Here is a 22,985-nt window from a genome sequence, read left to right as displayed (position 1 = left end):
TGTATTTATTATTAAGTTTACACACTGATTTGTGGAAATGCAAATTATACAGATAATAATTTTGAATTTTCAGAAAAGAAAAGACATAAAAACACAACGTAGGGGGACTACGTTGTGAAAAATGGGTTTTTAGGAGTGTGTACTTCTCGAGACAAAACGAAAGGAACGAAGGGAAACAATGAGGAAGTTGTTTGTTGAAACATTTTGTCTCAGAGAAATTTCACAAAGTTATCTTTTGCTAGGGTAACTTTCTCCGATAAATAAAGTATACGTGAAGGAAAAGAATTTTTCCTGCTAATAAGCTTACAAATTCTTTTTCTAAAGTGACATTTTTGTCATAAATAAAATTAAACAACAAAAATAAAGTATAAAGTGAAAAGTAACATCATAACATACATGATGGGATGGACTTCTTTATAGCGTCCTTTTAAGAACATTGTAATCGGATAAAAAATAAAACCGATTGCGATACCCGTTGCAATTGAAAAGGTAAGAACCATCATCAAAATAACAAAAAAGGCAGGAACAGCAATTTCAAACTTAGTCCAATCAATATGTGCCACGTTTCCAATCATTAAAATTCCTACGATAACAAGCGCTGGTGTTGTAACCGCACTAGTGATGACGCCAAGAAGGGGTGAGAAAAAGAGGGATAAAGAAAAACAAATGGCGACAACAATCGCTGTTAAACCAGTTCGTCCACCCACTGCTACGCCAGCAGTAGATTCAACATAAGACGTCGTTGTAGACGTCCCAAAAATCGAGCCAACAACAGTTGCTGCAGAATCAGAGAATAATGATCGTCCCGCGCGTGGAACTTTGTTATCTTTTACAAAACCAGCTTGATTAGCAACAGCTACAAGTGTTCCGGCTGTGTCAAAAAAGTCAATAAAGAAGAAGGTCAAGATGACAATGAGCATTTGTGGTGTGAAAATTTCTGGAAGGTGAATGAAGGCTTGACCAAACGTTGGTGTAACACTTGGAATCGCTGAAACAATTTTACTTGGCATATCAATTTGACCACAAATCATTCCGATAATGGCTGTTGTTGCCATGCCGAAAAAAATGGCTCCTTTGAGATTTAAAGTCATGTAAATGATTGTGATACCAATGCCAAATACAGCTAAAAGAACTGGACCAGAATGCAGGTTGCCAAGTGCAACAATTGTTGATGGGTTGCTTACAATAATTCCCGCATTTTTCATCCCTAAAAAAGCGATAAAAAAGCCAATTCCGGCTCCAACAGCATATTTTAATTCAGCGGGAATGGCATTGATGACTTTTTCACGAATTCCAGAGATCGTTAGGCAGATAAAGACGATCCCAGAAACAAGGACACCTGATAATGCCGTTTGCCAAGGAATACCCCATTGTGCGCAAACCGTATAAGCAAAAAAAGCATTTAACCCCATGCCAGGTGCAAGTCCAATGGGGTAGTTGGCGATGAGCCCCATCAAAAGAGACCCAACTACAGCTGCAAGGACAGTTGCCACAAAGACCGTTTTAAGTGGCATTCCTGTTGTATGAAGCATTGTTGGATTCACAAAAAGAACATAAGCCATTGACAAAAAAGTAGTAAGACCAGCTAAAACCTCAGTTTTGACAGATGTTTTGTTTTCCATAAGTTTAAAAAATTTATCCATGAAAAAAAGCCTCCCTGATAAGTGTAGTCGCACAGATTGGGTGAGCTTACGCAAAAAGAAGAACTTTAAAACAATCGGCGACAAATGTTCACTCGATGGATCGTAGACTTACGCTATGTTTTTTAATAGCGGCAACGATTGCTTTTAAAGTTTTCTTGTTTATTGGTTTCGCTCGTAGCCAGGCAATTTACGGTTGCCAGATAGAAACGTCTGAACCCTATTTCCAGACTTATACGACAATATAATGATTGTAGTTCAAAAATTAGCTTTATGCAAGCGTTTATTTAAAAGTATATACTTTTAATATATTGATTTATACTTTTTAAAAAATAAGTTATACTATAAAAAACTAATGGATTTGGAGGCTGAACAAATGAAGTATGTTTTTCCACAAAATTTTTTCTGGGGTAGTGCAGCAAGTGGTCCGCAAATGGAGGGAGCAGCAGCTGTCGATGGACGGAAACCAAGCATTTGGGATCATTGGTATAATATTGAACCAGAACGCTTTTTTGACCAAGTCGGTCCAGAAAACACGTCGAATTTTTATTATCAATATAAAGAGGACATCGCTTTAATGAAGCAACTGGGTCATAATTCATTTCGGACATCTATTCAGTGGACTCGCTTAATTCCAGATGGTGTTGGCGAAGTAAATCCTAAAGCGGTAACCTTTTATAATCATGTTATTGATGAACTAATTGCAAACGGAATTGAACCATTTATTACTTTGTACCACTTTGATATGCCGCTTTCTATGCAGGAAAAAGGAGGTTTTGAGTCACGTGAAGTGGTAAATGCATACGTTTTGTTTGCTGAAACTTGTTTCAAATTATTTGGTGATCGCGTGAAGTATTGGTTTACTTTTAACGAGCCAATTGTGCCCGTTGAAGCTGGTTATTTATATGACATGCATTATCCAAATGTTGTTGATTTCAAACGTGCAGTACAAGTAGCCTTTGGGACAACACTTGCGCATGCTAGGGCTGTGGAAAGATATCATGAATTAGCGTTAGATGGTCAAATTGGAATCGTCTTAAATTTAACGCCTTCTTACCCTCGGAGTCAGAATCCAGCTGATGTAAAAGCAGCGCATATTGCTGATTTATTTTTCAATCGGAGTTTTTTAGATCCAGTAACAAAAGGAGAATTTCCAGCTGATCTCGTGGAAATTATACGGGAGCATGATTTTTTACCAGAATATCAGCTAAATGATTTAGAAATCATTCGCCAAAATAAAATTGATTTTTTAGGTGTTAATTATTATCAACCGCGGCGTGTAAAAGCAAAAGAAAACCTACCAAATCCAGAAGCACCATTTATGCCAGAACATCTTTTTGACAATTATGCAATGCCAAATCGCAAAATGAATCGCTACCGTGGTTGGGAAATTTATGAAAAAGCAATGTATGATATTTGTATTAATTTACGTGATAATTATCATAATCTGCCTTTTTATATTTCTGAAAATGGAATGGGTGTGGAAGGTGAAGATCGTTATCGGAATGAAGAAGGATTCATTGATGATTCTTACCGAATTAATTTTATGAAAGAACATTTGAAGTGGTTAAATAAAGCGATCTTAGAGGGGGCTAATTGTCACGGTTATCATTTATGGACATTTATCGATTGTTGGAGCTGGGCGAATGCTTATAAAAATCGTTATGGCTTGGTAGAGGTAGACTTAGCAAATCATTATAAGCGAATCATTAAATCTTCTGGTTACTGGTATAAAGATTTGGCACAGAATAATGGTTTTTGTATCGATTAAAAAAGTGAAAAATGACTGAGGTGAAGGTTATGCCGCAAAATCAGACAAAATATAGCTATATTGCAGAAGAAATTCGAAACCGTATTTTAAATCATCAGTATCCAGAGAATCAAGCTATTCCAAGTGAAGTCTCACTTGCAAAAGAATTTAGTTGCAGTAGGATGACAATGAAAAAAGCACTTGAAGTACTCGTGTTAGAGGGTTTGTTGTATCGAAAGCGTGGGCATGGAACATTCATTATTAAGTCAGCTTTACGTGGTGAGCAGTTGCCAATTTATAACCAAGAAGTAAGTGGCTTCACTAAGCTGTTAAATGGAAAAAATGTTCAAAGTGAAGTGATTCATTTCGAAGTCATTTTTCCCGATGAGACGGTTCAGGCGAAGTTGAATATTACAAGTGAAACACCAATTTATGATATTTTACGAATCCGGATGGTAGGCGATGAGCCATACGTTCTTGAGCATACTTTTATGCCTGTTACCTTGATTCCGGGAATGACGCAAACGGTACTCGAAAACTCTGTTTATCGTTATATTCAAGAAGAATTAGGTTTAAGAATTGCGAGCTCATATAAACAAATTCGTGCGGATAAGCCGAGTGAATTGGATCAAAAATATTTACTTTGTAAAGCAGAAGATCCGATCATTGAAGTGGAGCAAACAGTTTATTTAAATAGTGGCACTGCTTTTGAGTATTCCTTATCACGACATCGATATGATAAGTTTGTGTTCAAAGTCATCAATGTCGTACGCGGCTGATTGAGATGTTACGCAAATCAGCTTATTAAAATGAAACATGCTATAATGACTGAAACAGTCTCCTCTTTGACTTGAAAGGGGGTGCTACAATTGCTTCTTCTTTTTTCCACCATTGTTGCTCCGCTCCTTGTAGGTATGCTGCTTGCTACTTATCGAGACTGGTTAGGGCGGCGTAACAATAAATAAGTAGACGACAAAACTCCCGAGGTCTTTAGGCAGACTCGGGAGTTTTGTGCTACGCTTGCTTCTTCTTTTTCTAATTATATTATAGCAACCTAGATTTGGAATGTAAATTTATAATTAAAATTTTTCCTTGTGCTCGCGAAAACGACGGATACTATGGTTAAAAATTTCTGATAGCATCAAACCAGCAGCGATTGCACCCGCGATCATTCCAACTTGAACTGAGATCGCAATAGCGGTGTTATAGTCACCTAATACAAAGTTGCGGACGCCTTGGTAAGCTAAGCTTCCAGGTACAAGTGGAACAATTCCAGGCACATTAAAAATCGTAATTGGCATTTTTTTATATTTAGCGAAAAAATGGCTAGCAATTGCAACAACGAAAGCTCCAGCAATTGTTGACATCGCATTGCCTATTTCAAGTTTCGTAAGCAGCCAGAAGATTAGCCAACCCGTTGTACCAGTGATTCCACAAGCGTTAAGTGACCTTTTAGGTACGTTAGTGATGATCGCGAAGGTGACCGTAGCGATATAACTAAATACAATTTGTACTAAAATAGTAAGAACCATCAAAAATTACCTCCTTATAACAAAAAGCGGAAAACAACCGCAATGCCAATTCCTATTGCACTCGAAGTAAGCAATGCTTCCGTTCCACGAGCCATGCCACTAAGTAAATGACCAGCCAGAAGATCACGTACAGCATTTGTAATGGGAACACCAGGAACAAGAGGCATTACCCCGCCGATAATAATTTTATCTAAATTGACACCGAGATGAAGTGATGTGATCATAACAGCAAGCATACCGATCGTAAATGCTGCTAGAAATTCAGCTAAAAATTTTACTTTTAGCCATTCGGTACCATAATAATAAATAATAAAACCAAGTGCTCCGATCATGCATGTACTCATAAAATCTTGCCAAACGCCACCAAAGATAATCATCAAAGCTCCACTTACTAAAGCAGCAGCGATAATTTGTAGCCAAAGTGGGAAGAAATTTCCGTTATGTTCTAATTTTTCAAGTTGATTATGTAATTCAACCAAAGTGATCTTTTTTTGCGCGAATTCACGTGATAAATCATTGACCAGGGAGACTTTTTCTAAGTTAATGGTCCGTGTTGGAATTTGTTTTAATTGGATGATTTGTTCCCCTTCAATGGACATAAAAATACCTGTTGGCGTTACAAAGCTGATTCCTGTTTTACTGCCAGCACTATCTGCTATTCGGTTCATCGTATCTTCCACTCGGTACATTTCAGCACCGCTTTCCATCATGATTTTACCAGCCATAAGGCAAGTTTCTAACAAATCATTTTTCGTCTTATTCAAGTGCTTATCCTCCTTTTAGGAACCATACCTGTATTTATCCTACCTTAACTCGCAAATATTTACCAGTATGAAAAGGGATAATTTTGCAATGTCAGTATTTCTGGGTTAAAGTTAGACTATAAAATATCGAGAGGGAGAAGATAACATGGCAAATATTGAATATGAAATTGTTGAAAAAATAGGTGTGCTTTCTGAAAATGCAAAAGGATGGCGCAAAGAAGTTAACCTGATTAGCTGGAATGGACGTGCTGCAAAATACGATATCCGTGACTGGGCACCTGAGCATGAAAAAATGGGGAAGGGCGTAACTTTATCAGAAGAGGAATGGCAGGAGTTAAAAAAGTTATTGTAGTTGGTGCTTTGAGTAATAGTCTAAGTGGGAGGCCATTAAATTATGGGTTTTAACAGAAATGGTTAACAAGTTTGTGAAAATATCCTAAAGTGCTGTCAAAACCCATAATGAAAGCCTAGCTACTATACATCCAACTTAAGAAAAACAACCTTCAAATAATCGCCTTCAGGAAAAGCAGGGTTTATTGTGAAGTCTGCGGGAAGGGTGAAAATTTGTTCGATTTTATAGGTGCGTTTACTTGCTTTAAATGCGGTTTGGATAAGTTGTTTGAATTTTTTTAATTGGAAACCGGCATAGTTTGTTGAAGCAATAATCGTGCCGTTTGTCGCTGTAATTTGGATAACTTGTTCTAGTAGAGCAGGATAGTCTTTTGCTACTTGGAAAGTGGTTTTTTTTGTGCGTGCAAAGCTTGGTGGGTCAACGATAACGATATCAAAATGAAGGTTTTTTCGCACAGCATATTTAAAATAATGGAAAACATCTTCGACAATAATTTGCTGAGAATCGCTATTTAGCCCATTTTCGGCAAATTGTTCTTTCGTTTTAGAAAGCGAGCGTTTCGCAACATCAACACTTGTAGTCTGTAGCGCTCCACCGAAAAGTGCAGCTACTGAAAAAGCACCAGTATAAGAAAATGTATTGAGTACTGTTTTTCCAGCAGTATAGCCTAAGCTCAATTTTTTGCGGACTTCTTTTTGATCAAGGAAAATCCCTGTCATCCAGCCATCATCTAAATAAGTAGCATAATGAATCCCATTTTCTTTAATGATAAGCGGGAAAGTAGCACGAGAACCTCCGATAAAATCATCTTTTGGGGTGTCGGCTTGCTCAAAACGCCTTTTTTCATAGATACCCCGTGTAAAAGGCAAATCAAATAAGATAGGGAGTAAATCGGCTTTAAATGAATAAACCCCTTCACTATACCATTGCAGTAACAAAAAACCGTCATAATAATCGATCGTTATGCCGCCAAAATGGTCACCTTCTCCATTAAATAAACGAAAAGCCGTTGTCGTGATATCATGAAAAAACCTTTCTCGCTTTGAAATGGCTTCCTGCAAAGCGCTATGAAAATGTTGGCTGATTGTTTTTTTGTCATCAGTAAAACTATAAATCCAACCATCGCCTTTATTTTGTTTCCCGTAATAAGCATTTCCAATGAATTGATGATTAGGGCCGTGAAGGCGAAGTAATGTGCCTTCTGTTATTTCATCTGGCCAGTTTGTAAAGTATTCACGCTGAATTAACGGATATCGATTTTGAAAAGCTTTTAAAAATTTTGTATTCAACTTTAGTGTGACGCTGTTTTCCATAAGTATAAAAACCTTCCTCATAAAAAATCAGCGCATCAACAAGTTTGCTTTTACGGGCAACAACTTTTTGAAACGCTGATCTATTATTTTGTTGTTTACGAGTTAAAAATTAGTAACGCGTCCGAAGCCTACAAGGAATTGTCCCCAGCCAGAACCGTGAATATTATCATATTTAACGCCATTATCTTGGGCGTTGATCATTTGACCGCCGCCAACGTAGATCCCAACATGTGAAATGCCTCTACCGTAATTAAAGAACACGAGATCACCAGGTTTAGCTTGTGATTCGCTAATGCTTGTAGAAGAAGCATACTGCCCGCCAGAAGTACGCGGAAGTGAAATACCAATGGCAGCAAAAACATATTTTGTATAACCAGAGCAATCAAACGACGAAGGCCCATTTGCTCCCCAACTATACGATTTACCTAAATGTTTTTGTGCTTCAGCAAGTAAAGCAGCATAGCTAGAAGAACTAGCTGAAGAGCTATTGTTATTTGTAGAGCTAGAGTTGTTATTATTTGTGTTTTGTGCTGGTTTGTCTGGTTTGGCATTATTTGTATTGCTCGTTGTTGAATTGTTATTTGTGTTGTTCATGTTTTGAGCAGGGTTAGTTGCTTGGCCTTTTACTTTAAGCACTTGTCCAACTTGAAGTGCGTTGCTTGATAGATTATTTAAAGCCTTTAAATTTGATACACTGATACCGAAAATGTTGGCAATTTTTGATAAAGAATCGCCACTTTTTACAGTATAAGAAGAGGCATTTGTATCAATCGAAGGAGTTTGTTTTACATCTTCTTTTGGTTGTGTGTTTGTTTGTTCTTTTTGAGCAGGTTGTTCTTGTTTTTGAACCGGAGTAGCTACCTGACCTTTTACTTTAAGCACTTGCCCAACTTGAAGCGAATCAGAAGATAAATGATTTAGTGCTTTAAGTTGGCTTACAGATATACCAAAGATACTAGCGATTTTATTTAAAGAATCGCCGCTTTTCACTGTATAAGAAGAAGCGCTTGTATCAATGGGTTGTTGGGCTGATTTAGTTTGTTTAGGTGCTGTTTGTTTTGATTGTTCTACTTCTTTATCTTGTTTAACAGCTTGTTTTGGAGCTGCTTGAACGGGCGCTTTTTGAACAGAAGCTTTAATGGATAAAACTTGTCCAACATAGATGGAAGAAGAAGATAAATTATTCCAAGATATTAAATCTTGAACCGGAACACCAAACTTCGTTGAAAGCCCCCAAAGTGTATCACCGCTTTTTACAGCGTATGTAGATACGTCTTCTTTGACTTGTGTTTGGCTTGTTTCTCGCTTAACGACTTTCTTTGGAGTAGAAGCTTTAACTTCTTGTTTCGCAACTTGTTTTGGAGTAGAAGCAGTGGTCTCTGCTAAATATTTACTATTTACATAGCCTGTTTTTTTACCAAAGTTAATTTTGCTCCAACCATTATCCTCTGTTGATTCAACAGTAACTTTAGTTCCTCCTTGTAAAGAAGTCATAATTTGATTTTCTACGCCCGGACCTTGACGAACATTTAACCAAGTAGCAGAAACTTCTTTTTCTGCTTTTATTTTAGATTGTTCACCAACGATAAGTTTTTGCCCAGGGAAAATTTTATCGGAAGCTAATTTGTTTAATTGTTTTAAAGTGTCAACCGTGGTATTGTTTTTTTCTGCGATTCCCCAAAGAGTATCGCCGGATTCAACAACAATAGTACTTGCAGAAGCAATCGTTGGTGCAGCAAAAGCTGTTACTGCAATTCCTGCTGTTGCTGTTGCAATGGCCGCTTTTTTCATAATTTGTAAAATCTCCTCTCTTTATAAATCGATATGTATTTAGAAACTTAATGTTTAATACTTATTTTACCCAGTTTGTAAAAAAAAAACAAATATCGGGGACACGTTTAGCAAAATAAAAACGGCCTATACCGAACGATTGTAATCTAATTGTAACATTTGCAAATGCGAACGTACGTCCTTAAGTCTTGCGATGTAGCTCATATGAGTGTTTCGCCCGATAACACCCGTACCAAAAACGTTACAAAGGTTGCACGAAGCAAGTAGCATCCATATGTACCCGTTGAAAAAATTAATCAAATTGTAATATAAAAGCAGGGCTTCATTTTGGAAAGTGATGCGGTTGTTGTATAATGGTATCCTGGAGGAAAAGATAAATGAAACAGAATTTTGATGATCGTAAAATTGTAAAAGAATATCGCCAAATTGCCCGTCAAATTGTGAAAAAAGAAGGGCTTTATACAAATATGGACCAAGAAGAACTTATCGAACAAACGCGCATTTGGCGTGAACGTTTTCGCGAAAAAGAAATCCCTATGCGTGATAAGATCAATATATTTTCATTAGCAAGAGAAGCTGCAAGCCGAGTTTTAGGATTAGATGCAGTCATTGTTCAACTCATTGGGGCCCTCGTACTTGGTGACGGGAAAGTTGCTGAGATGAAAACGGGTGAAGGGAAAACGTTGATGTCGTTATTTGTCATGTACATAGAAGTCATTCGTGGCAATCATGTTCATTTAGTTACTGCCAATGAATATTTAGCCTCCCGTGATCGGGAAGAAATTGGACGAGTGCTTGAATACCTAGGAATTTCAGTAGCTTTAAATGAAACGGGCTTAGATAAAAGGCAAAAAAAGGCGATTTACACTGCTGATGTGATTTACGGAACTGCTTCAGAATTTGGCTTTGATTATTTGCGTGATAATATGGTTCGGCAAACCGCTGATAAAGTCCAATCTACTCGTGACTTTGTTTTAATTGATGAAGCAGATGCGATTTTAATTGACGAAGCAAGGACACCGTTACTTATTTCTGATCGCAAAGAAGAGGATTTATCCCTTTATTTAAATGCTAATAAACTTGTAAAAACCATGCTAAAAGATGATTATGAAATTGAAGAGCATAAACGCTTCTGTTGGTTAAATGACGCGGGTATTGAAAAAGCACAACAATTTTGGGAAGTAGAATCGCTTTATGAAGCAGAAAACCAGCCACTACTAAGGATTACAATGCTACTTATGCGCGCTCATTTTTTGATGCATAAAGATAAGGATTATGTAGTACTTGAAGATGAAGTGTTGATTATCGATCCACATACTGGCCGTGCTCTTCCTGGCCGTCGCTTTAATGACGGGCTGCATCAAGCCATTGAGGCTAAGGAAGGTGTGAACGTTAAAGAAGAATCACGAACGCTTGCAACTATTACGATTCAGAACTACTTTAGAATGTATAAAAAAATTGCTGGCATGACTGGGACTGCTAAAACGGAAGAAGAAGAGTTTCGACACATTTATGGAATGGATGTTGTTGTCATTCCAACCAATCTACGTGTTAACCGTGAAGATGTTCAAGACGAGGTTTTTTATACTAAACGTGAACAAGGCAGGGCCATCGTCTATGAAGTATCATGGCGCTATGAAAAGGGACAACCAACGTTAATAGGGACGTCGTCGATTAAAAATAATGAATGGATTAGTAAATTGTTAAAAGAAGCGGGCATCCCGCATCAAGTGTTAAATGCCAAAAATCATGCACAAGAAGCCGAAATTATTGCACGTGCCGGAGAAAGAGGCATGGTAACTTTGGCGACAAACATGGCAGGACGTGGGACGGATATTAAACTTTCAGCTGATGTAAACGAGCTTGGCGGGCTTGCAGTGATTGGAACAGAACGACATGAAAGTAGGCGTATTGATTTACAGTTAATGGGTCGTTCTGGCCGCAGAGGAGATCCAGGCTTTAGTAAATTTATGATTTCGCTTGAAGATGATTTATTACAACAATTTGAGAGTAAAAAGTGGCGAAGTTTTTATGCTAAGTTAAAACGTAAATATCCACGCAATGGAAAACCAATCATTTATTATAAGATCCATTCCATTATCCTCGATGCACAAAAACGGATTGAAGCAGCAAATTATGATATCCGGAAAGATTTACTTGCTTATGATGAAGTGATTGATTTGCAGCGTAAAATCGTATACAAAGAGCGCGATGAATTGTTAGAGCGCGATAAGCTAGGCGTTTCATCAGAAAGGATTTTACGTGAGGTTGCAGAAAATACGTTTCCTGAAGAAATTCCAGAAGATAAAACAGAATTCTTTTTTGAACTACAAAAAGAGCTTTTTGGCGGCACAAAATTCCCATATAGCTTTGATGAAGTGTTACTTATGACTCCAAGCGAAGTGGCGGAAAAGATCATTACATGGCATCGTTCTGTTCGCGATAAATTCCCAGCGGATACAATTAATGCCATTGAAAAAGAAGTCTATTTAAATCTAATGGATCAAATGTGGGTCATTCATTTGGATGCAATGGTTGAACTACGTGAGGGGATTCATCTGCAAGCTTATGGACAACAAGATCCACTAATTATGTATCAAAAAGAAGGAATGGCTCTTTTTAAAAAGTTTCAACAAGATTATCATTTTTATTTTGCACATGCGTTGCTTGAACTGGATCCAGATGGGTTAGTTATGGGCTAATGGCTCCCCGTCTTTAGGCTGATTTTTTTTGCTCATGGATTGCTGTATACTATTAAAAAAAGTAGGTGAGAAAGTGAAAAAAACATTATCTAAATTTAAACAATACTTTATCGAAAATAAATTTGTTTTAGGGCTTTTAATCTTATTACTTGTCGCTTTAAATATCTTCATGCTGACAAAGATTTCTTTTGTCTTTTATCCGCTTGGAGTGATTATTGAAACTGTTGCTGCGCCGATTATTTTAGCGGGTATTTCGTATTATTTGTTCAATCCAATGATCGACTTTCTTGAGCGGAAAGGTTGGCGGCGTGGACTTGCGATTGGCTTGCTTTATTTAATTATTGTTGGCGCATTAGTCGTTTTATTTAGTTTTATTGTTCCTGCTGTAAGAGATCAACTTATGAGCTTATTTAAAAACTTTCCAAAATATTGGGATCAAATGACGCAACGGCTTACAGAATTCAGTCAATCACCACTATTTGACCAGATTAAGGATAAATTAAATCACAACATGAATGACATCATGAAAACCATTTCACAAAAAAGTTCTTCAGTTGTTACAAGTGCGATTAATAGTATTGGAAACATTGTTGGAACAGTAACTGAAGTTGTGCTTGCTATCGTTACAACGCCACTTATCTTGTTTTATTTACTTAAAGATGGCAAGAAATTACCTGATTTTATCTTAAAATTGCTACCAGTCAATAGCCGTGCTCACACGCGTCAGGTATTGATTGAATCAAATCATCAAATTAGTTCATATATTCGTGGTCAAATTATTGTTAGCTTCTGTATTGGCATCTTGCTTTTTATTGGCTACTTAATTATCGGTCTGCCTTACGCACTTACATTAGCCATTATTGCTGCTTGTACAAGTATCGTGCCTTATTTAGGACCAGCAATCGCGATTACACCAGCGCTGATTATTTCAGTGGTCACTTCACCTTGGCTGCTACTTAAATTGATCATTGTTTGGATCGTTGTTCAGCTTCTTGAAGGGAAATTTATTTCTCCGCAAGTTATGGGAAAATCGCTCAAGGTCCATCCAATTACTATTTTGTTTGTTATTTTAGTTTCAGGTAAACTTTTTGGTGTAGTGGGTGTTATTTTTGCCGTACCTGGCTATGCTGTGTTGAAAGTACTTGTTACGCACGTATTTATTTGGTTTAAAAGGGTTTCTGGTCTTTACGGCGCTCAGCCAAAAAGCAAATACATGACAAGGCCTGAACGTGATCAAGAAGAATAAAAGGATGAGACATACACGAAATAAATCGGCGACAAGCAATCGCGATTGAAGAGTTTTGCCAGAGTCGTACGCTGCTTCGCTTCAGGTTTCTGACAAAGCTCTTCCATACAAACGCTTTCGCTCGATTTGTCGTGTTCGAAATGTAGCACCCATGCCCTATTTTTTAAATCGTAGAAATAGAGCTGAATCGCATGATTTCCTAGACTTTTTGCTTGAATATGCTATTTTTTATATAAATAATATTTCTTATATTGCCAATAAAATTATGTTATTTTAAGAAAATAAACATCAAAAAGGGGAGAGATCGTTTGTTTTTAAAATGGCTACCACGTGATTTGTGGATTGTTATCATTGGGATGATGTTGCTTTATACAGGATTGTCTTTTATTTGGCCTTTTAATATGGTGTATATGACACAAGAGTTAGGGTTAACGAGTACAAAGGCATCGCTTGTATTACTTGTTAATTCTGGAGTAGGAATTATTTCAAGTGTGATTGGTGGTCTGCTTTTTGATCGGTTTTCAGGCTACCTTTCACTTATGATTGGGACAATTATACTCGTATTTTCAGAGGCATCGCTTGTTTTGTTTCATGGTTTTCCGCTGTTTATTTGGAATTTATGGGCTGTTGGTTTTTCGGTGGGGTTAATCTTTTCGGGATTATATGCTGCTGCCGGACTAACGCATCCAGCTGGCGGACGAACAGGTTTTAATGCGATTTACGTTGCGCAAAACATTGGCGTCGCGCTAGGGCCATTTTTAGCTGGCTTTTTTGCTAAAAGCGGCATGGGAAAAGTATACTTCGGTGCTTTTATCTTTGCTGTGCTTTATGCTATCTTTTTCCTTCTTTTTTTTAGAAAAATTGATTGGGATTCTGAAAAAGTAAAAATAGTAACAAAACATCGAAAGAAGGGAATGAAGCGAGGAAGGACCACATTCATAGGATTAATTTCATTGCTTTTATTGTTAGGTACATATTTATTTTGTCAATTACCACACGTTCAGTGGCAGTCGAATTTGTCAACGTATATGATTGCAACAAAAGGCATAACAACAGCAGAGTACGGAGAATTGTGGAGTATTAACGGTGCATTAATTGTTCTTGGACAGCTTCTTTTTATACCACTTATTTATCGCTTTAAACAGGATTTACATTTGCAAATAGTTGTCGGGATTCTGTTGTTTAGTGCTGCATTTGGTGCTGCTTTTTTGGCAGAAAGCTATCGTGGCTTTTTAATGGGGATGTGTTTACTTACTCTTGGAGAAATGTTTGCTTGGCCTGCTATTCCAACGATTGCTTATCAATTAGCGCCGATAGGAAGGGCTGGGCTCTACCAAGGGCTAGTGAATGGAATAGCGACTACTGCTAGAATGTTGGCACCGTTTTTAGGTGCAGTAGCCGTTGAATATTTTGGTGGGATCAAGACGCTGTTTGTTAGTGTATTTGCCCTTCTTATTTTAGCGATGATTTGTATTCGTATCCAACAGCTTTTACAAAAACGAGACGAAAAAGAAAGGCTATTAAGGGAGGATTATCAATGAAACTCTGGACCAATGGAACTTTTTATACAATGACAGCCCCTTTTGAAAAGGTAGATGACGTTTTAACCGAAAATGGGAAAATTATTGCAACAGGAAGTGCAGCTAAGCAAATCCAAGCAGATGAAGTCATTGATTTACAAGGGAAAATTATTTTTCCAGGCTTTGTTGATTCACATATTCATCTATTGTGGTATGGTCAAGCATTAGCTCGTCTTAATCTTTATCAAACGAAAACGAAACAAGCGGCATTGGCTAAAATCAAGGAACGTATGGATAGATTACCTGAAGGAAATTGGCTTTTTGTTGAAGGTTATGATGAGAATAAATGGCAAGATGAAAAGACGCAGCTAACGAAACATGATTTGGATCAAATCAGTCAGACTTCGCCTATTTTAGTGCGCAGAATTGATTATCATTCGGTAAGTATTAATCAAGCATTTATTGATGAGATTCAGTTAACGAGTGACACCCCTTTTTCTGGGGGTGGTGAAATTGATATAGATGAAATGGGCGAAATTACTGGTATCTTGCGTGACAATGCGCTCAACATTGCGGTGGCTGCTTTTCCGGAACCAACGAGTGCTGAGCTTGAGCATTGGCTTACGCTTGCAGTGGAAGATTTATGGGAAAAAGGCTTAACAGGCGCTCATTCAGAAGATTTACATTATTTTAATGGCTTTGAAAAAACACTGGCTACATTTTATGCTATGCTTTCTGGCGAGAAAAAGCCGTTTCGCGTACAATTATTAGTTCATCACGCTGAACTGGCTGCTTTTAAAGCTTCTAATGAGTTGTTCATTTCTGGACATCCTTTTGTTGAACTTGGCGCAATGAAAATTTTTTACGATGGAACAGTTGGCTCTAGGACAGCCTTAATGTCTGCTCCTTACGCTGATGATAAAAAGAACTATGGTTTGCAAATCCACAAAGATCATGAATTTACCGAATTAGTTAAACAAGCTCGAGAAGCTAATTTACCTGTTGCGATCCATATTCTAGGGGATCAAGCTTTTGATAATGTAATTACGACATTGCTGAAATTCCCACCAAAAGATGGACAATTTGATCGGATGATTCATACACCATGGCTGCGTGAAGAATTGTTAGAAAAAGCGATGCCATTACCACTTTTGTTTGATCTACAACCGCAGTTTATGAGTAGTGACCTCCCATGGGCGCTTGATGTGCTAGGTGAAAGGCATCCACCACTTGCTTTTGCTTGGAAATCGATTGCAGCGTATGGTTTTAAAACGGCATTTGGTAGTGACGCTCCAATTGAAATTCCTAATCCGTTTTACGGGATTCACGCAGCAGTTACGCGAACAACAAACCAAGATTTAAATGGCAAACGCTATTTTTCTGATCAAGCTCTGACTGTTTTTGAAGCAATCAAGCAATATACGACGGGTAGCGCCATAGCAAGTTACAAAGAATTCGAGCGAGGAAAAATTTTGCCTGGCTATGTCGCTGATTTTACCATTGTTGAGAAAGATCCTTATACTGTAGCCGAAGCTGATTTAAGAGATTTAAAAGTTACGATGACAGTTGTAGATGGGAAGATTGTTTATAAATGTTGAGCATATACAAAATAAATCGGCGACAAGCGCTTGCATTAAAGCAATTTGCCAGACTTCCGGTTCTCACGTACAGTCGTACGTTCCGCTTCTGGCTTCTAGCAAACTGCTTCAATACAAATGCTTCCGCTCGATTTGTCATGCTCGAAATATAGAGCCTACGCGCTATTTTTTAAATAAAGCTGCCCTAGATTCTTAATTTTTCTGGCGTAAAACAATTTCCCTGTAAAGTTTAACCGTAATGAAATAATAAAGCGTATAAATGATTAAGAAAAGTAGCACCGGAACATAAAAGCGGTAGTAGGTATCAATTAACAAAATGTTAAACATTTTCATTCCAATCGTTACGTGAATGAAACCAATAATAGCCGGGAATAAGAAAATAAAGAAGATTTCTTTATAAATTGATTTAGTAAGAAGTTTACGGCGCACACCAATTTTTGTAAGCATTTGATAACGTTTTTTATCATTTGTAGCACCGGTTAAAATTTTAAACATTAAACAGCTGGCCATCATGGCTAAGAAAGCGAATCCAAGGAAGAAGCCCATAAATACTGTTCCATTTGCAAAACCACTATACGTTTCATACATCGCATACTTATTGTTATCATAATAATCTGGCTGGTTTTTGTGTTTTTCTTTTTCTAGCTGATTAATTTTTTTGAGAACAGGTATCGCTGCATTAAAATCGCGTACTTTAACAAAAACAATTTGACCTTTTTGTCCACTTCTTTTTTGGAAATCTTCTATTGAAACAATATCTAAGTCATGATTTCCAAGGACATCACTTGGAAAGGCACTTCTTAAGAAATTTTGCCATTTTGTTTCATTTATTTCTGGGTTGGACATAAGTCGCTTATTTTTCTTAATCTTATCTTTTGAAAGTTCATCGATGTAAAGCGGTTTATGTTTTGCTAATTCCGTGCGATTGAAATAAATTTTATTGCTATCGCGCTTATATTGATACTGAAAGCTTTCTTCTTTATCAAGATCTGCAATCAGCTTGTTTTGAGCCGTTGTAGGATTAGTTATTGTCACGTCATAGCTTGTGAAATTGTTTGCGAATAAAAGAGAGTTATTTTTAAACGCAAAGCCAACTGCAATGGCACCCATTCCAAGGGCAACCAACATGGCCACGGTCGCCAAGACTCTCGTTAAGCTGTTAATGCGAAAACTGAGCTGGGCATAAGTAAACGAATTGATTTTTTTGCTACGTCGGATTTGTTTTTCACGCATTTTATGAATAACAAGTGGTAGAAGTGTGGAGAAAAATAAATATGTTCCTGCAGTGATTGTAATCAGTGCAATGACCATTCCAATTATTCTAGTATTTTTAATATCAATCATAGCGTAATAACCAATACCTAATAAAATTAAGGAAAGAACGGCTTTTAAAATAACCGCTTTTTTACGGATAATAATATGTTCCGCTTTATGCTCACCATGAACAAGATCAAGGGCGCTTACTTTAGAAAGTTGCAGGATGTTAACCAAAGCAGAAATTAGAAATAAAATGAAGAAAAAAATAATTGTAACCAAAAGGGATATTAAATAAAAAGGTGCATAAGTTGTTGAATGAAAGTCTAATTGCTTCATTAACACCTGGCCAACTACATTTGCCAAAATAACACCAACAATAAGCCCAATAATAAGTGAAATAAGGCCAATGACAATGGTTTCAATAAACATAATTAATGAAATTTTACGTTTTTTGGCACCAAGAGTCATATACATGCCAAATTCTTTTTGTCTAAGTGAAAAAAGAAAACTATTGGCATAAAGAGAATAAGCAACTGTAATAATGGCAAGGAGAACCGAGCCAATTTGAAAGACAGGAGTAATCGAATTGATCAACGAATTTTTTTCAATAAATGCTTTATTTAAAGCAAGTGTTTCAAACATATAAAAAATGGAAATGGACATGACAAGACCAAGAAGGAGCACAATATAATCTTTTAGTTTACTTTTCATGCCAGATAAGGCGAGTTTTATTAACATATTATCAGTACTCCTTACGCTTCTGTACTGCCAAATGTAGCGAGCACATCAAGAATTTGTTTGTAAAATGTTTGGCGGTTTGTTTCCCGGTGGATTTCTTTGTAAAGTTCACCATCTTGAATAAATAAAATTCGTTCGCAGTAACTAGCACTTTGAGGGTCATGCGTTACCATCAAAATGGAAACATTTTGCGTTTTATTTAGTTCTGTTAAAGCTTCAAGTAAGCTGATCGCATTTTTCGAATCTAAGGCACCAGTTGGCTCATCGCCAAGAATAATAGCGGGTTCATGAACTAAAGCTCGCGCTGCTGCAGTTCTTTGTTTTTGTCCACCAGATACTTCTGCTGGGAATTTATGAAGAATATCTTGGATGCCGAGTTGTGTAGCTACTGTATTTACACGTTCTTTGCTTTTTGATGCTTTAACATTTTGAAGTGAAAGCGGTAAAGCGATATTCTCGTATAAGGTTAGGTTTTCTAGTAAATTAAAATCTTGAAAAATAAAACCAAGCTCCTGTGCGCGAAAATCAGCAAGCTTATTGCTATTCATTTGTGTAATATCTGTCCCAGCAATAGTTATTTCACCAGACGTTGAGCGATCAAGCGTCGATAAAACATTAAGCAAGGTTGTTTTTCCAGATCCTGAAGGTCCCATAATACCGATGAACTCGCCTTCTTTCATTTTAAATGAAATATCTCTTAAGGCAACGGATTGATTTTCACCTTTTTTACCGTAGATTTTTTTAATATGTTTTACATCAACAACATTATTTTGCATAGTGTTATTCCTCCTTAAACTCTACTCTATGTATGCTATTCTAACGAATTGTGATAGATGCGTCATGCGAGTTAGGTGACAATTATTTAATAATAACTTACATTCTTGTCATTTATCATGATACTGAAATAAAATTACAATGAATCATCATTTTTACTGTAGTTGTAAAAAAATATTATTTAATAGGAAGTAATTAGTTATTGATATGAAAGCAAGTACACCTTAAGTCTGATTTTGAAATTTGTTTCAAAAAACACTTGCAATGTCCAAGTTAATCGAGTAGAATGAATGTTCGTCTTAATGTATCTGATTTTTATAATTAGGGGAGGGTAACGATGAAGATTTTATTGAAACATTTAAAGAAGTACCGCTTTTTAACGATATTATCGACATTATTTGTTGCAATTATGGTTGTAGCACAGCTTTGGCAACCAAAGCTACTGCAACAAGTACTTGATGCGATAATGAAAGACAATATGGATAAAATCGGTTCAATTGGTATCATGTTACTTAGTATTGCAGTGATCGGATTAATTGCAGGGATTTTAAATACGATTATCTCAGCAAAAGTTGCACAAGGAGTGGGGGCGGACATTCGTGAAACGAGTTTCCGTAAAGTGCAAACATTTTCATTCAGTAATATTGAACGTTTTTCAACAGGCAATTTAGTTGTTAGGCAGACAAATGATGTTACACAAGTACAGAACTTAGTTATGATGTCACTGCAAACGTTAATGCGTATTCCTATCATGTTTATCGGTAGCTTTGTTTTAGCGATGGTGACTCTACCAGCACTTTGGTGGGTTATTGTTGTTTTGGTTGTGCTCGTATTTTTAATCGTTATGATTACTTTTGGCGCAATGGGAAAACATTTTGCCAAGATTCAACATTTTTTGGATCGTGTCAATGCGATTGCTAAAGAAAACCTAGCCGGAATGCGTGTTGTTAAGTCTTTTGTACAAGAAGATAATGAAATCAAACGTTTTTCTAAAACAAGTGATGAATTGACGCAACATACCATTGTTGTTGGTACACTTTTCTCAGTTATGATTCCTGCATTTATGCTCGTGTCTAACTTAGCCATTGTTGTATCTCTTTATTTTGTAGGGAACATGGTAAGTAGTGATCCAAATGTGATTGGTGCGGTAGCTTCTTTTATGACCTACTTAATGCAAATTATGATGGCGATTATCATCGGAGGAATGATGATGATGATGGCTTCACGTGCTATGATTTCTCTTCGTCGTATTAGTGAGGTATTAAATACTGATCCAGATATTACTTATAGCAAAGAGGCTAAAGAAGAAGCGTTGGAAGGTAGCGTTGAATTTCGTCATGTTAGCTTTAAGTATGAAAATGACGATCAAAATGCACTAACGGATATTTCTTTTAAAGTTCGCCCAGGTGAAATGATTGGAATTGTTGGTGCAACCGGTGCTGGAAAATCAACGTTAGCACAGCTTATTCCACGGCTTTACGATCCAACAGAAGGAGAGATCCTAGTTGGGGGGAGAGATTTAAAACAAATTAATAAAAAATCTTTACGCGAAACGGTATCTCTTGTACTACAACGTGCTATTTTATTTTCTGGTACAATTTCTGAAAATTTGCGTCATGGTAAAAGGGATGCTTCAGAAAAAGAGATGGAAAAAGCAACCACAATCGCTCAAGCTAAAGAGTTTATTGAGCAACAAGATAAGATTTATGAAGCGATTGTTTCTGAACGCGGCAGCAACTTTTCTGGTGGTCAAAAACAAAGATTGTCTATTTCAAGAGGAGTTATCGGTAATCCGAAAATCCTCATTCTTGATGATAGTACCAGCGCACTCGATGCTCGCTCAGAAAAATTGGTAAAAGAAGCTTTAAATAATGAGTTAGACCACACAACTACTTTTATTATCGCCCAAAAGATCTCTTCTGTTATTCATGCAGATAAAATCTTAGTACTTGATGCTGGTAAATTAGTAGGTGTTGGGAATCATAAAGAGCTGCTTGATATGAGTAGCATTTACCGCGAAATCTATGAAACACAAAAAGGAAAGGAAGTGGAAGCGTAATGAAAGAATTTAAGCAGATTACGAATTTCTTCTGGTATTACCTTCGTGCTTACAAATTACAACTTTCCGTTGTGCTTGTTGCAGTTATTGCTGCAACTTATTTACAAGTCAAAGCGCCGCAGTATATGGGGAAAGCGATTCAAGAATTAGCTACTTATGCGGTGAACTTATTTACAAAACACATCGATGATAAAAGCGCGCTACATCATGTGTTATTACTTCTGCTACTATTTTATGTCCTCACTTCGATTGCAACTTTTATCCAAAGCATTGTAATGACAGGAATTGCAGGAAAATCAACAAACCGTATGCGTATTGGTTTATTCCGTAAAATGGAAAAATTATCGATTCGTTTCTTTGATCGCCATAGTGATGGCGAAATGCTAAGCCGCTTTACAAGTGATATGGATAATATTTCAAACACTTTAAATCAAGCTATTGTCCAACTGCTTTCGAATGTAGCGTTAATGATTGGTGTTATTATCATGATGTTCGATCAAAATGTTGAACTTGCTCTTGTAACATTAATTGCTTGTCCTTTTGCGATTATTATCGCTGCTATCATCATTCGTAAAGCAAGACGTTATGTCGATTTACAACAAGATAGTTTAGGGAGACTTAATGCTTATATTGATGAAAAAATTTCCGGACAAAAAGTAATTATCACAAATGGCCTCGAAGACGAAACCATTGATGGCTTCATTAAACACAATGATATCGTTAAAAATGCCACTTACAAAGGTCAAGTTTACTCTGGTTTACTATTTCCAGTTATGCAAGGGATCTCTTTGTTAAATACAGCGATCGTTATTTTCTTCGGTGGTTATTTAGCTTTAAATGGTGATCTAGAGCGTGGCGTAGCACTTGGACTTATTGTGATGTTTGTCCAGTATTCACAACAATTCTATATGCCACTCACACAAATTTCTTCACAATATAATATGTTACAATTAGCAATTACTGGCGCAAGACGTGTAAGTGAAGTTTTTGCTGAGAAAAATGAAAAAGAGCGTGAACATGTTGAAGAAATCCATGATGTTAATGAAGGCGTTGTTTTAAAAGATGTCAGTTTTGGCTATGATAAAAACAAGCCAGTCCTTAAAAATGTGAATATCACTTTAAATAAAGGTAAAATGGTAGCTGTTGTCGGTCCAACTGGTTCTGGAAAAACGACGATTATGAACTTGCTAAATCGTTTTTATAACGTGGATAGTGGTGCTATTTTATTCGATGGAAAAGATATTCGTGATATTGAGCTTCATTCACTTAGAAAACAAGTAGGCATTGTTTTACAAGATTCCGTATTGTTTTCTGGAACGATTCGCGATAATATCGCTTTTGGTAAACCAGATGCAAGTGAAGAAGCTATTATTAGCGCTGCCAAGCAAGCGAATATTCATGACTTTATTATGCAGCTTGAAAAAGGCTATGATACGGAGATTAGTGATGAGAATAGCATCTTTAGCGTTGGTCAAAAGCAATTAATGAGTATTGCACGTACCATTTTGACAAATCCAAGCTTGTTAATTCTAGATGAAGCAACAAGTAACGTCGACACGGTAACAGAAAGTAAGATCCAAAAGGCAATGGATAATGTCATATCTGGACGAACAAGTTTTGTTATCGCCCACAGGCTAAAAACAATCCTTGATGCAGATCATATTGTTGTTTTACATCATGGCGAAGTGATAGAAGAAGGAACGCACGAAAGTCTCTTAAAACAAGATGGATTTTACGCAGAACTTTATCATAATCAATTTGTTTTAGAATAGCGAAAAAAACAGCAGCCATAGGTTGCTGTTTTTTTATTTAAACTAGATTAAAAAAGTAATTTATTCCATAAATTGCTTAAATATGGATTCTTTGTGAATTAAAAATAAAATGCGTTTCAAATGACGGAAATCTGCGTAAAATAATATGTGAGGAATTAGTTCTATTGAAGGCGGTGT

At 36.7% G+C, this 22,985-nt stretch carries 17 protein-coding genes and 1 riboswitch; of the genes, 10 read left to right on the top strand and 7 right to left on the bottom strand.

The window, feature by feature from the left end; translation table 11 throughout:
* Positions 1–347 precede the first annotated feature (347 nt).
* The gene (locus G6Q10_RS07830; protein ID WP_163654837.1) at positions 348–1,643 is read right to left on the bottom strand and encodes an NCS2 family permease; all 1,296 of its coding nucleotides are present in this window, start codon (positions 1,641–1,643) and stop codon (positions 348–350) included.
* A 155-nt stretch (positions 1,644–1,798) separates the two neighbouring features.
* A riboswitch (purine riboswitch) is annotated at positions 1,799–1,900 on the bottom strand.
* Positions 1,901–2,016: 116 nt separating this feature from the next.
* Between G6Q10_RS07830 and G6Q10_RS07825 the strand changes: the two genes are divergently transcribed.
* From G6Q10_RS07825 to G6Q10_RS10165, 3 genes are all read left to right on the top strand, one after another.
* Positions 2,017–3,411 (top strand): glycoside hydrolase family 1 protein, encoded by a 1,395-nt coding sequence (locus G6Q10_RS07825; protein WP_163654835.1) that lies wholly within the window; start codon positions 2,017–2,019, stop codon positions 3,409–3,411.
* Between the two features lie 29 nt (positions 3,412–3,440).
* Positions 3,441–4,169 (top strand): GntR family transcriptional regulator, encoded by a 729-nt coding sequence (locus G6Q10_RS07820; protein ID WP_163654833.1) that lies wholly within the window; start codon positions 3,441–3,443, stop codon positions 4,167–4,169.
* Between the two features lie 81 nt (positions 4,170–4,250).
* Positions 4,251–4,355: a type I toxin-antitoxin system Fst family toxin gene (locus tag G6Q10_RS10165; RefSeq protein WP_370519529.1), complete on the top strand. Its 105-nt coding sequence runs from the start codon at positions 4,251–4,253 to the stop codon at positions 4,353–4,355.
* Positions 4,356–4,469: 114 nt separating this feature from the next.
* On the opposite strand, the gene G6Q10_RS07810 is transcribed toward G6Q10_RS10165, so the two are convergent.
* A complete protein-coding gene (locus G6Q10_RS07810) occupies positions 4,470–4,922 on the bottom strand; it encodes a threonine/serine exporter family protein (protein WP_163654829.1) in 453 nt (150 codons plus the stop codon).
* A gap of 14 nt (positions 4,923–4,936) precedes the next feature.
* Positions 4,937–5,647 carry a threonine/serine exporter family protein gene (locus G6Q10_RS07805; RefSeq protein ID WP_163655829.1) on the bottom strand — a complete coding sequence of 237 codons (711 nt, stop codon included), beginning with the start codon at positions 5,645–5,647 and terminating at the stop codon, positions 4,937–4,939.
* Between the two features lie 184 nt (positions 5,648–5,831).
* On the opposite strand from G6Q10_RS07805, the gene G6Q10_RS07800 reads away from it, so the two are divergent.
* Positions 5,832–6,038, top strand: coding sequence for a YdbC family protein (locus G6Q10_RS07800; RefSeq protein ID WP_163654827.1), 207 nt, complete (start codon positions 5,832–5,834; stop codon positions 6,036–6,038).
* A gap of 122 nt (positions 6,039–6,160) precedes the next feature.
* On the opposite strand, the gene G6Q10_RS07795 is transcribed toward G6Q10_RS07800, so the two are convergent.
* Entirely contained in the window at positions 6,161–7,351 is a 1,191-nt protein-coding gene (locus G6Q10_RS07795) for a class I SAM-dependent rRNA methyltransferase (RefSeq protein WP_163654825.1), read from the bottom strand.
* Between the two features lie 102 nt (positions 7,352–7,453).
* Positions 7,454–9,142, bottom strand: coding sequence for a LysM peptidoglycan-binding domain-containing protein (locus G6Q10_RS07790; protein WP_163654823.1), 1,689 nt, complete (start codon positions 9,140–9,142; stop codon positions 7,454–7,456).
* 377 nt (positions 9,143–9,519) lie between these two features.
* On the opposite strand from G6Q10_RS07790, the gene secA2 reads away from it, so the two are divergent.
* The 4 genes from secA2 to G6Q10_RS07770 all read left to right on the top strand — a co-directional run bounded on the left by secA2 (position 9,520) and on the right by G6Q10_RS07770 (position 16,208).
* Positions 9,520–11,844: an accessory Sec system translocase SecA2 gene (secA2, locus tag G6Q10_RS07785; protein ID WP_163654821.1), complete on the top strand. Its 2,325-nt coding sequence runs from the start codon at positions 9,520–9,522 to the stop codon at positions 11,842–11,844.
* A 34-nt stretch (positions 11,845–11,878) separates the two neighbouring features.
* A complete protein-coding gene (locus G6Q10_RS07780) occupies positions 11,879–13,090 on the top strand; it encodes an AI-2E family transporter (protein ID WP_370519528.1) in 1,212 nt (403 codons plus the stop codon).
* Positions 13,091–13,446: 356 nt separating this feature from the next.
* Positions 13,447–14,631: an MDR family MFS transporter gene (locus G6Q10_RS07775; protein WP_163655827.1), complete on the top strand. Its 1,185-nt coding sequence runs from the start codon at positions 13,447–13,449 to the stop codon at positions 14,629–14,631.
* Positions 14,628–16,208, top strand: coding sequence for an amidohydrolase (locus G6Q10_RS07770; protein ID WP_163654817.1), 1,581 nt, complete (start codon positions 14,628–14,630; stop codon positions 16,206–16,208). The genes G6Q10_RS07775 and G6Q10_RS07770 overlap by 4 nt, the downstream gene beginning before the upstream one ends.
* Positions 16,209–16,400: 192 nt before the next feature.
* On the opposite strand, the gene G6Q10_RS07765 is transcribed toward G6Q10_RS07770, so the two are convergent.
* Both G6Q10_RS07765 and G6Q10_RS07760 read right to left on the bottom strand, forming a co-directional pair.
* The gene (locus G6Q10_RS07765) at positions 16,401–18,203 is read right to left on the bottom strand and encodes an ABC transporter permease (protein ID WP_163654815.1); all 1,803 of its coding nucleotides are present in this window, start codon (positions 18,201–18,203) and stop codon (positions 16,401–16,403) included.
* 14 nt (positions 18,204–18,217) lie between these two features.
* Positions 18,218–18,979 (bottom strand): ABC transporter ATP-binding protein, encoded by a 762-nt coding sequence (locus tag G6Q10_RS07760; RefSeq protein WP_163654813.1) that lies wholly within the window; start codon positions 18,977–18,979, stop codon positions 18,218–18,220.
* Between the two features lie 335 nt (positions 18,980–19,314).
* Here G6Q10_RS07760 and G6Q10_RS07755 point away from each other — a divergent pair, with 335 nt between their 5' ends.
* Positions 19,315–21,036: an ABC transporter ATP-binding protein gene (locus tag G6Q10_RS07755; protein WP_163654811.1), complete on the top strand. Its 1,722-nt coding sequence runs from the start codon at positions 19,315–19,317 to the stop codon at positions 21,034–21,036.
* Positions 21,036–22,808, top strand: a complete 1,773-nt coding sequence (locus G6Q10_RS07750; RefSeq protein WP_163654809.1) for an ABC transporter ATP-binding protein — start codon at positions 21,036–21,038, stop codon at positions 22,806–22,808. The genes G6Q10_RS07755 and G6Q10_RS07750 overlap by 1 nt, the downstream gene beginning before the upstream one ends.
* The last annotated feature ends 177 nt before the right edge of the window (positions 22,809–22,985 follow it).

It is taken from the genome of Listeria sp. PSOL-1, from assembly GCF_902806445.1.
Taxonomy (GTDB): Bacteria; Bacillota; Bacilli; order Lactobacillales; family Listeriaceae; genus Listeria.
Note: the sequence above shows the minus strand (reverse complement) of the source record. Positions and strands in the feature narration are given on the sequence as shown.

What these genes read in the sequence shown, in the direction of transcription:
- G6Q10_RS07760 (WP_163654813.1), bottom strand. Translation starts at nt 18,979, where the DNA reads ATGCAAAATAATGTTGTTGATGTAAAACATATTAAAAAAATCTACGGT.
- G6Q10_RS07825 (WP_163654835.1), top strand. Translation starts at nt 2,017, where the DNA reads ATGAAGTATGTTTTTCCACAAAATTTTTTCTGGGGTAGTGCAGCAAGT.
- G6Q10_RS07755 (WP_163654811.1), top strand. Translation starts at nt 19,315, where the DNA reads ATGAAGATTTTATTGAAACATTTAAAGAAGTACCGCTTTTTAACGATA.
- G6Q10_RS07770 (WP_163654817.1), top strand. Translation starts at nt 14,628, where the DNA reads ATGAAACTCTGGACCAATGGAACTTTTTATACAATGACAGCCCCTTTT.
- G6Q10_RS07780 (WP_370519528.1), top strand. Translation starts at nt 11,879, where the DNA reads ATGGATTGCTGTATACTATTAAAAAAAGTAGGTGAGAAAGTGAAAAAA.
- G6Q10_RS07810 (WP_163654829.1), bottom strand. Translation starts at nt 4,922, where the DNA reads ATGGTTCTTACTATTTTAGTACAAATTGTATTTAGTTATATCGCTACG.
- G6Q10_RS07795 (WP_163654825.1), bottom strand. Translation starts at nt 7,351, where the DNA reads ATGGAAAACAGCGTCACACTAAAGTTGAATACAAAATTTTTAAAAGCT.
- secA2 (WP_163654821.1), top strand. Translation starts at nt 9,520, where the DNA reads ATGAAACAGAATTTTGATGATCGTAAAATTGTAAAAGAATATCGCCAA.
- G6Q10_RS07750 (WP_163654809.1), top strand. Translation starts at nt 21,036, where the DNA reads ATGAAAGAATTTAAGCAGATTACGAATTTCTTCTGGTATTACCTTCGT.
- G6Q10_RS07805 (WP_163655829.1), bottom strand. Translation starts at nt 5,647, where the DNA reads ATGGCTGGTAAAATCATGATGGAAAGCGGTGCTGAAATGTACCGAGTG.
- G6Q10_RS07790 (WP_163654823.1), bottom strand. Translation starts at nt 9,142, where the DNA reads ATGAAAAAAGCGGCCATTGCAACAGCAACAGCAGGAATTGCAGTAACA.
- G6Q10_RS07800 (WP_163654827.1), top strand. Translation starts at nt 5,832, where the DNA reads ATGGCAAATATTGAATATGAAATTGTTGAAAAAATAGGTGTGCTTTCT.
- G6Q10_RS07830 (WP_163654837.1), bottom strand. Translation starts at nt 1,643, where the DNA reads ATGGATAAATTTTTTAAACTTATGGAAAACAAAACATCTGTCAAAACT.
- G6Q10_RS07775 (WP_163655827.1), top strand. Translation starts at nt 13,447, where the DNA reads ATGATGTTGCTTTATACAGGATTGTCTTTTATTTGGCCTTTTAATATG.
- G6Q10_RS07820 (WP_163654833.1), top strand. Translation starts at nt 3,441, where the DNA reads ATGCCGCAAAATCAGACAAAATATAGCTATATTGCAGAAGAAATTCGA.
- G6Q10_RS07765 (WP_163654815.1), bottom strand. Translation starts at nt 18,203, where the DNA reads ATGTTAATAAAACTCGCCTTATCTGGCATGAAAAGTAAACTAAAAGAT.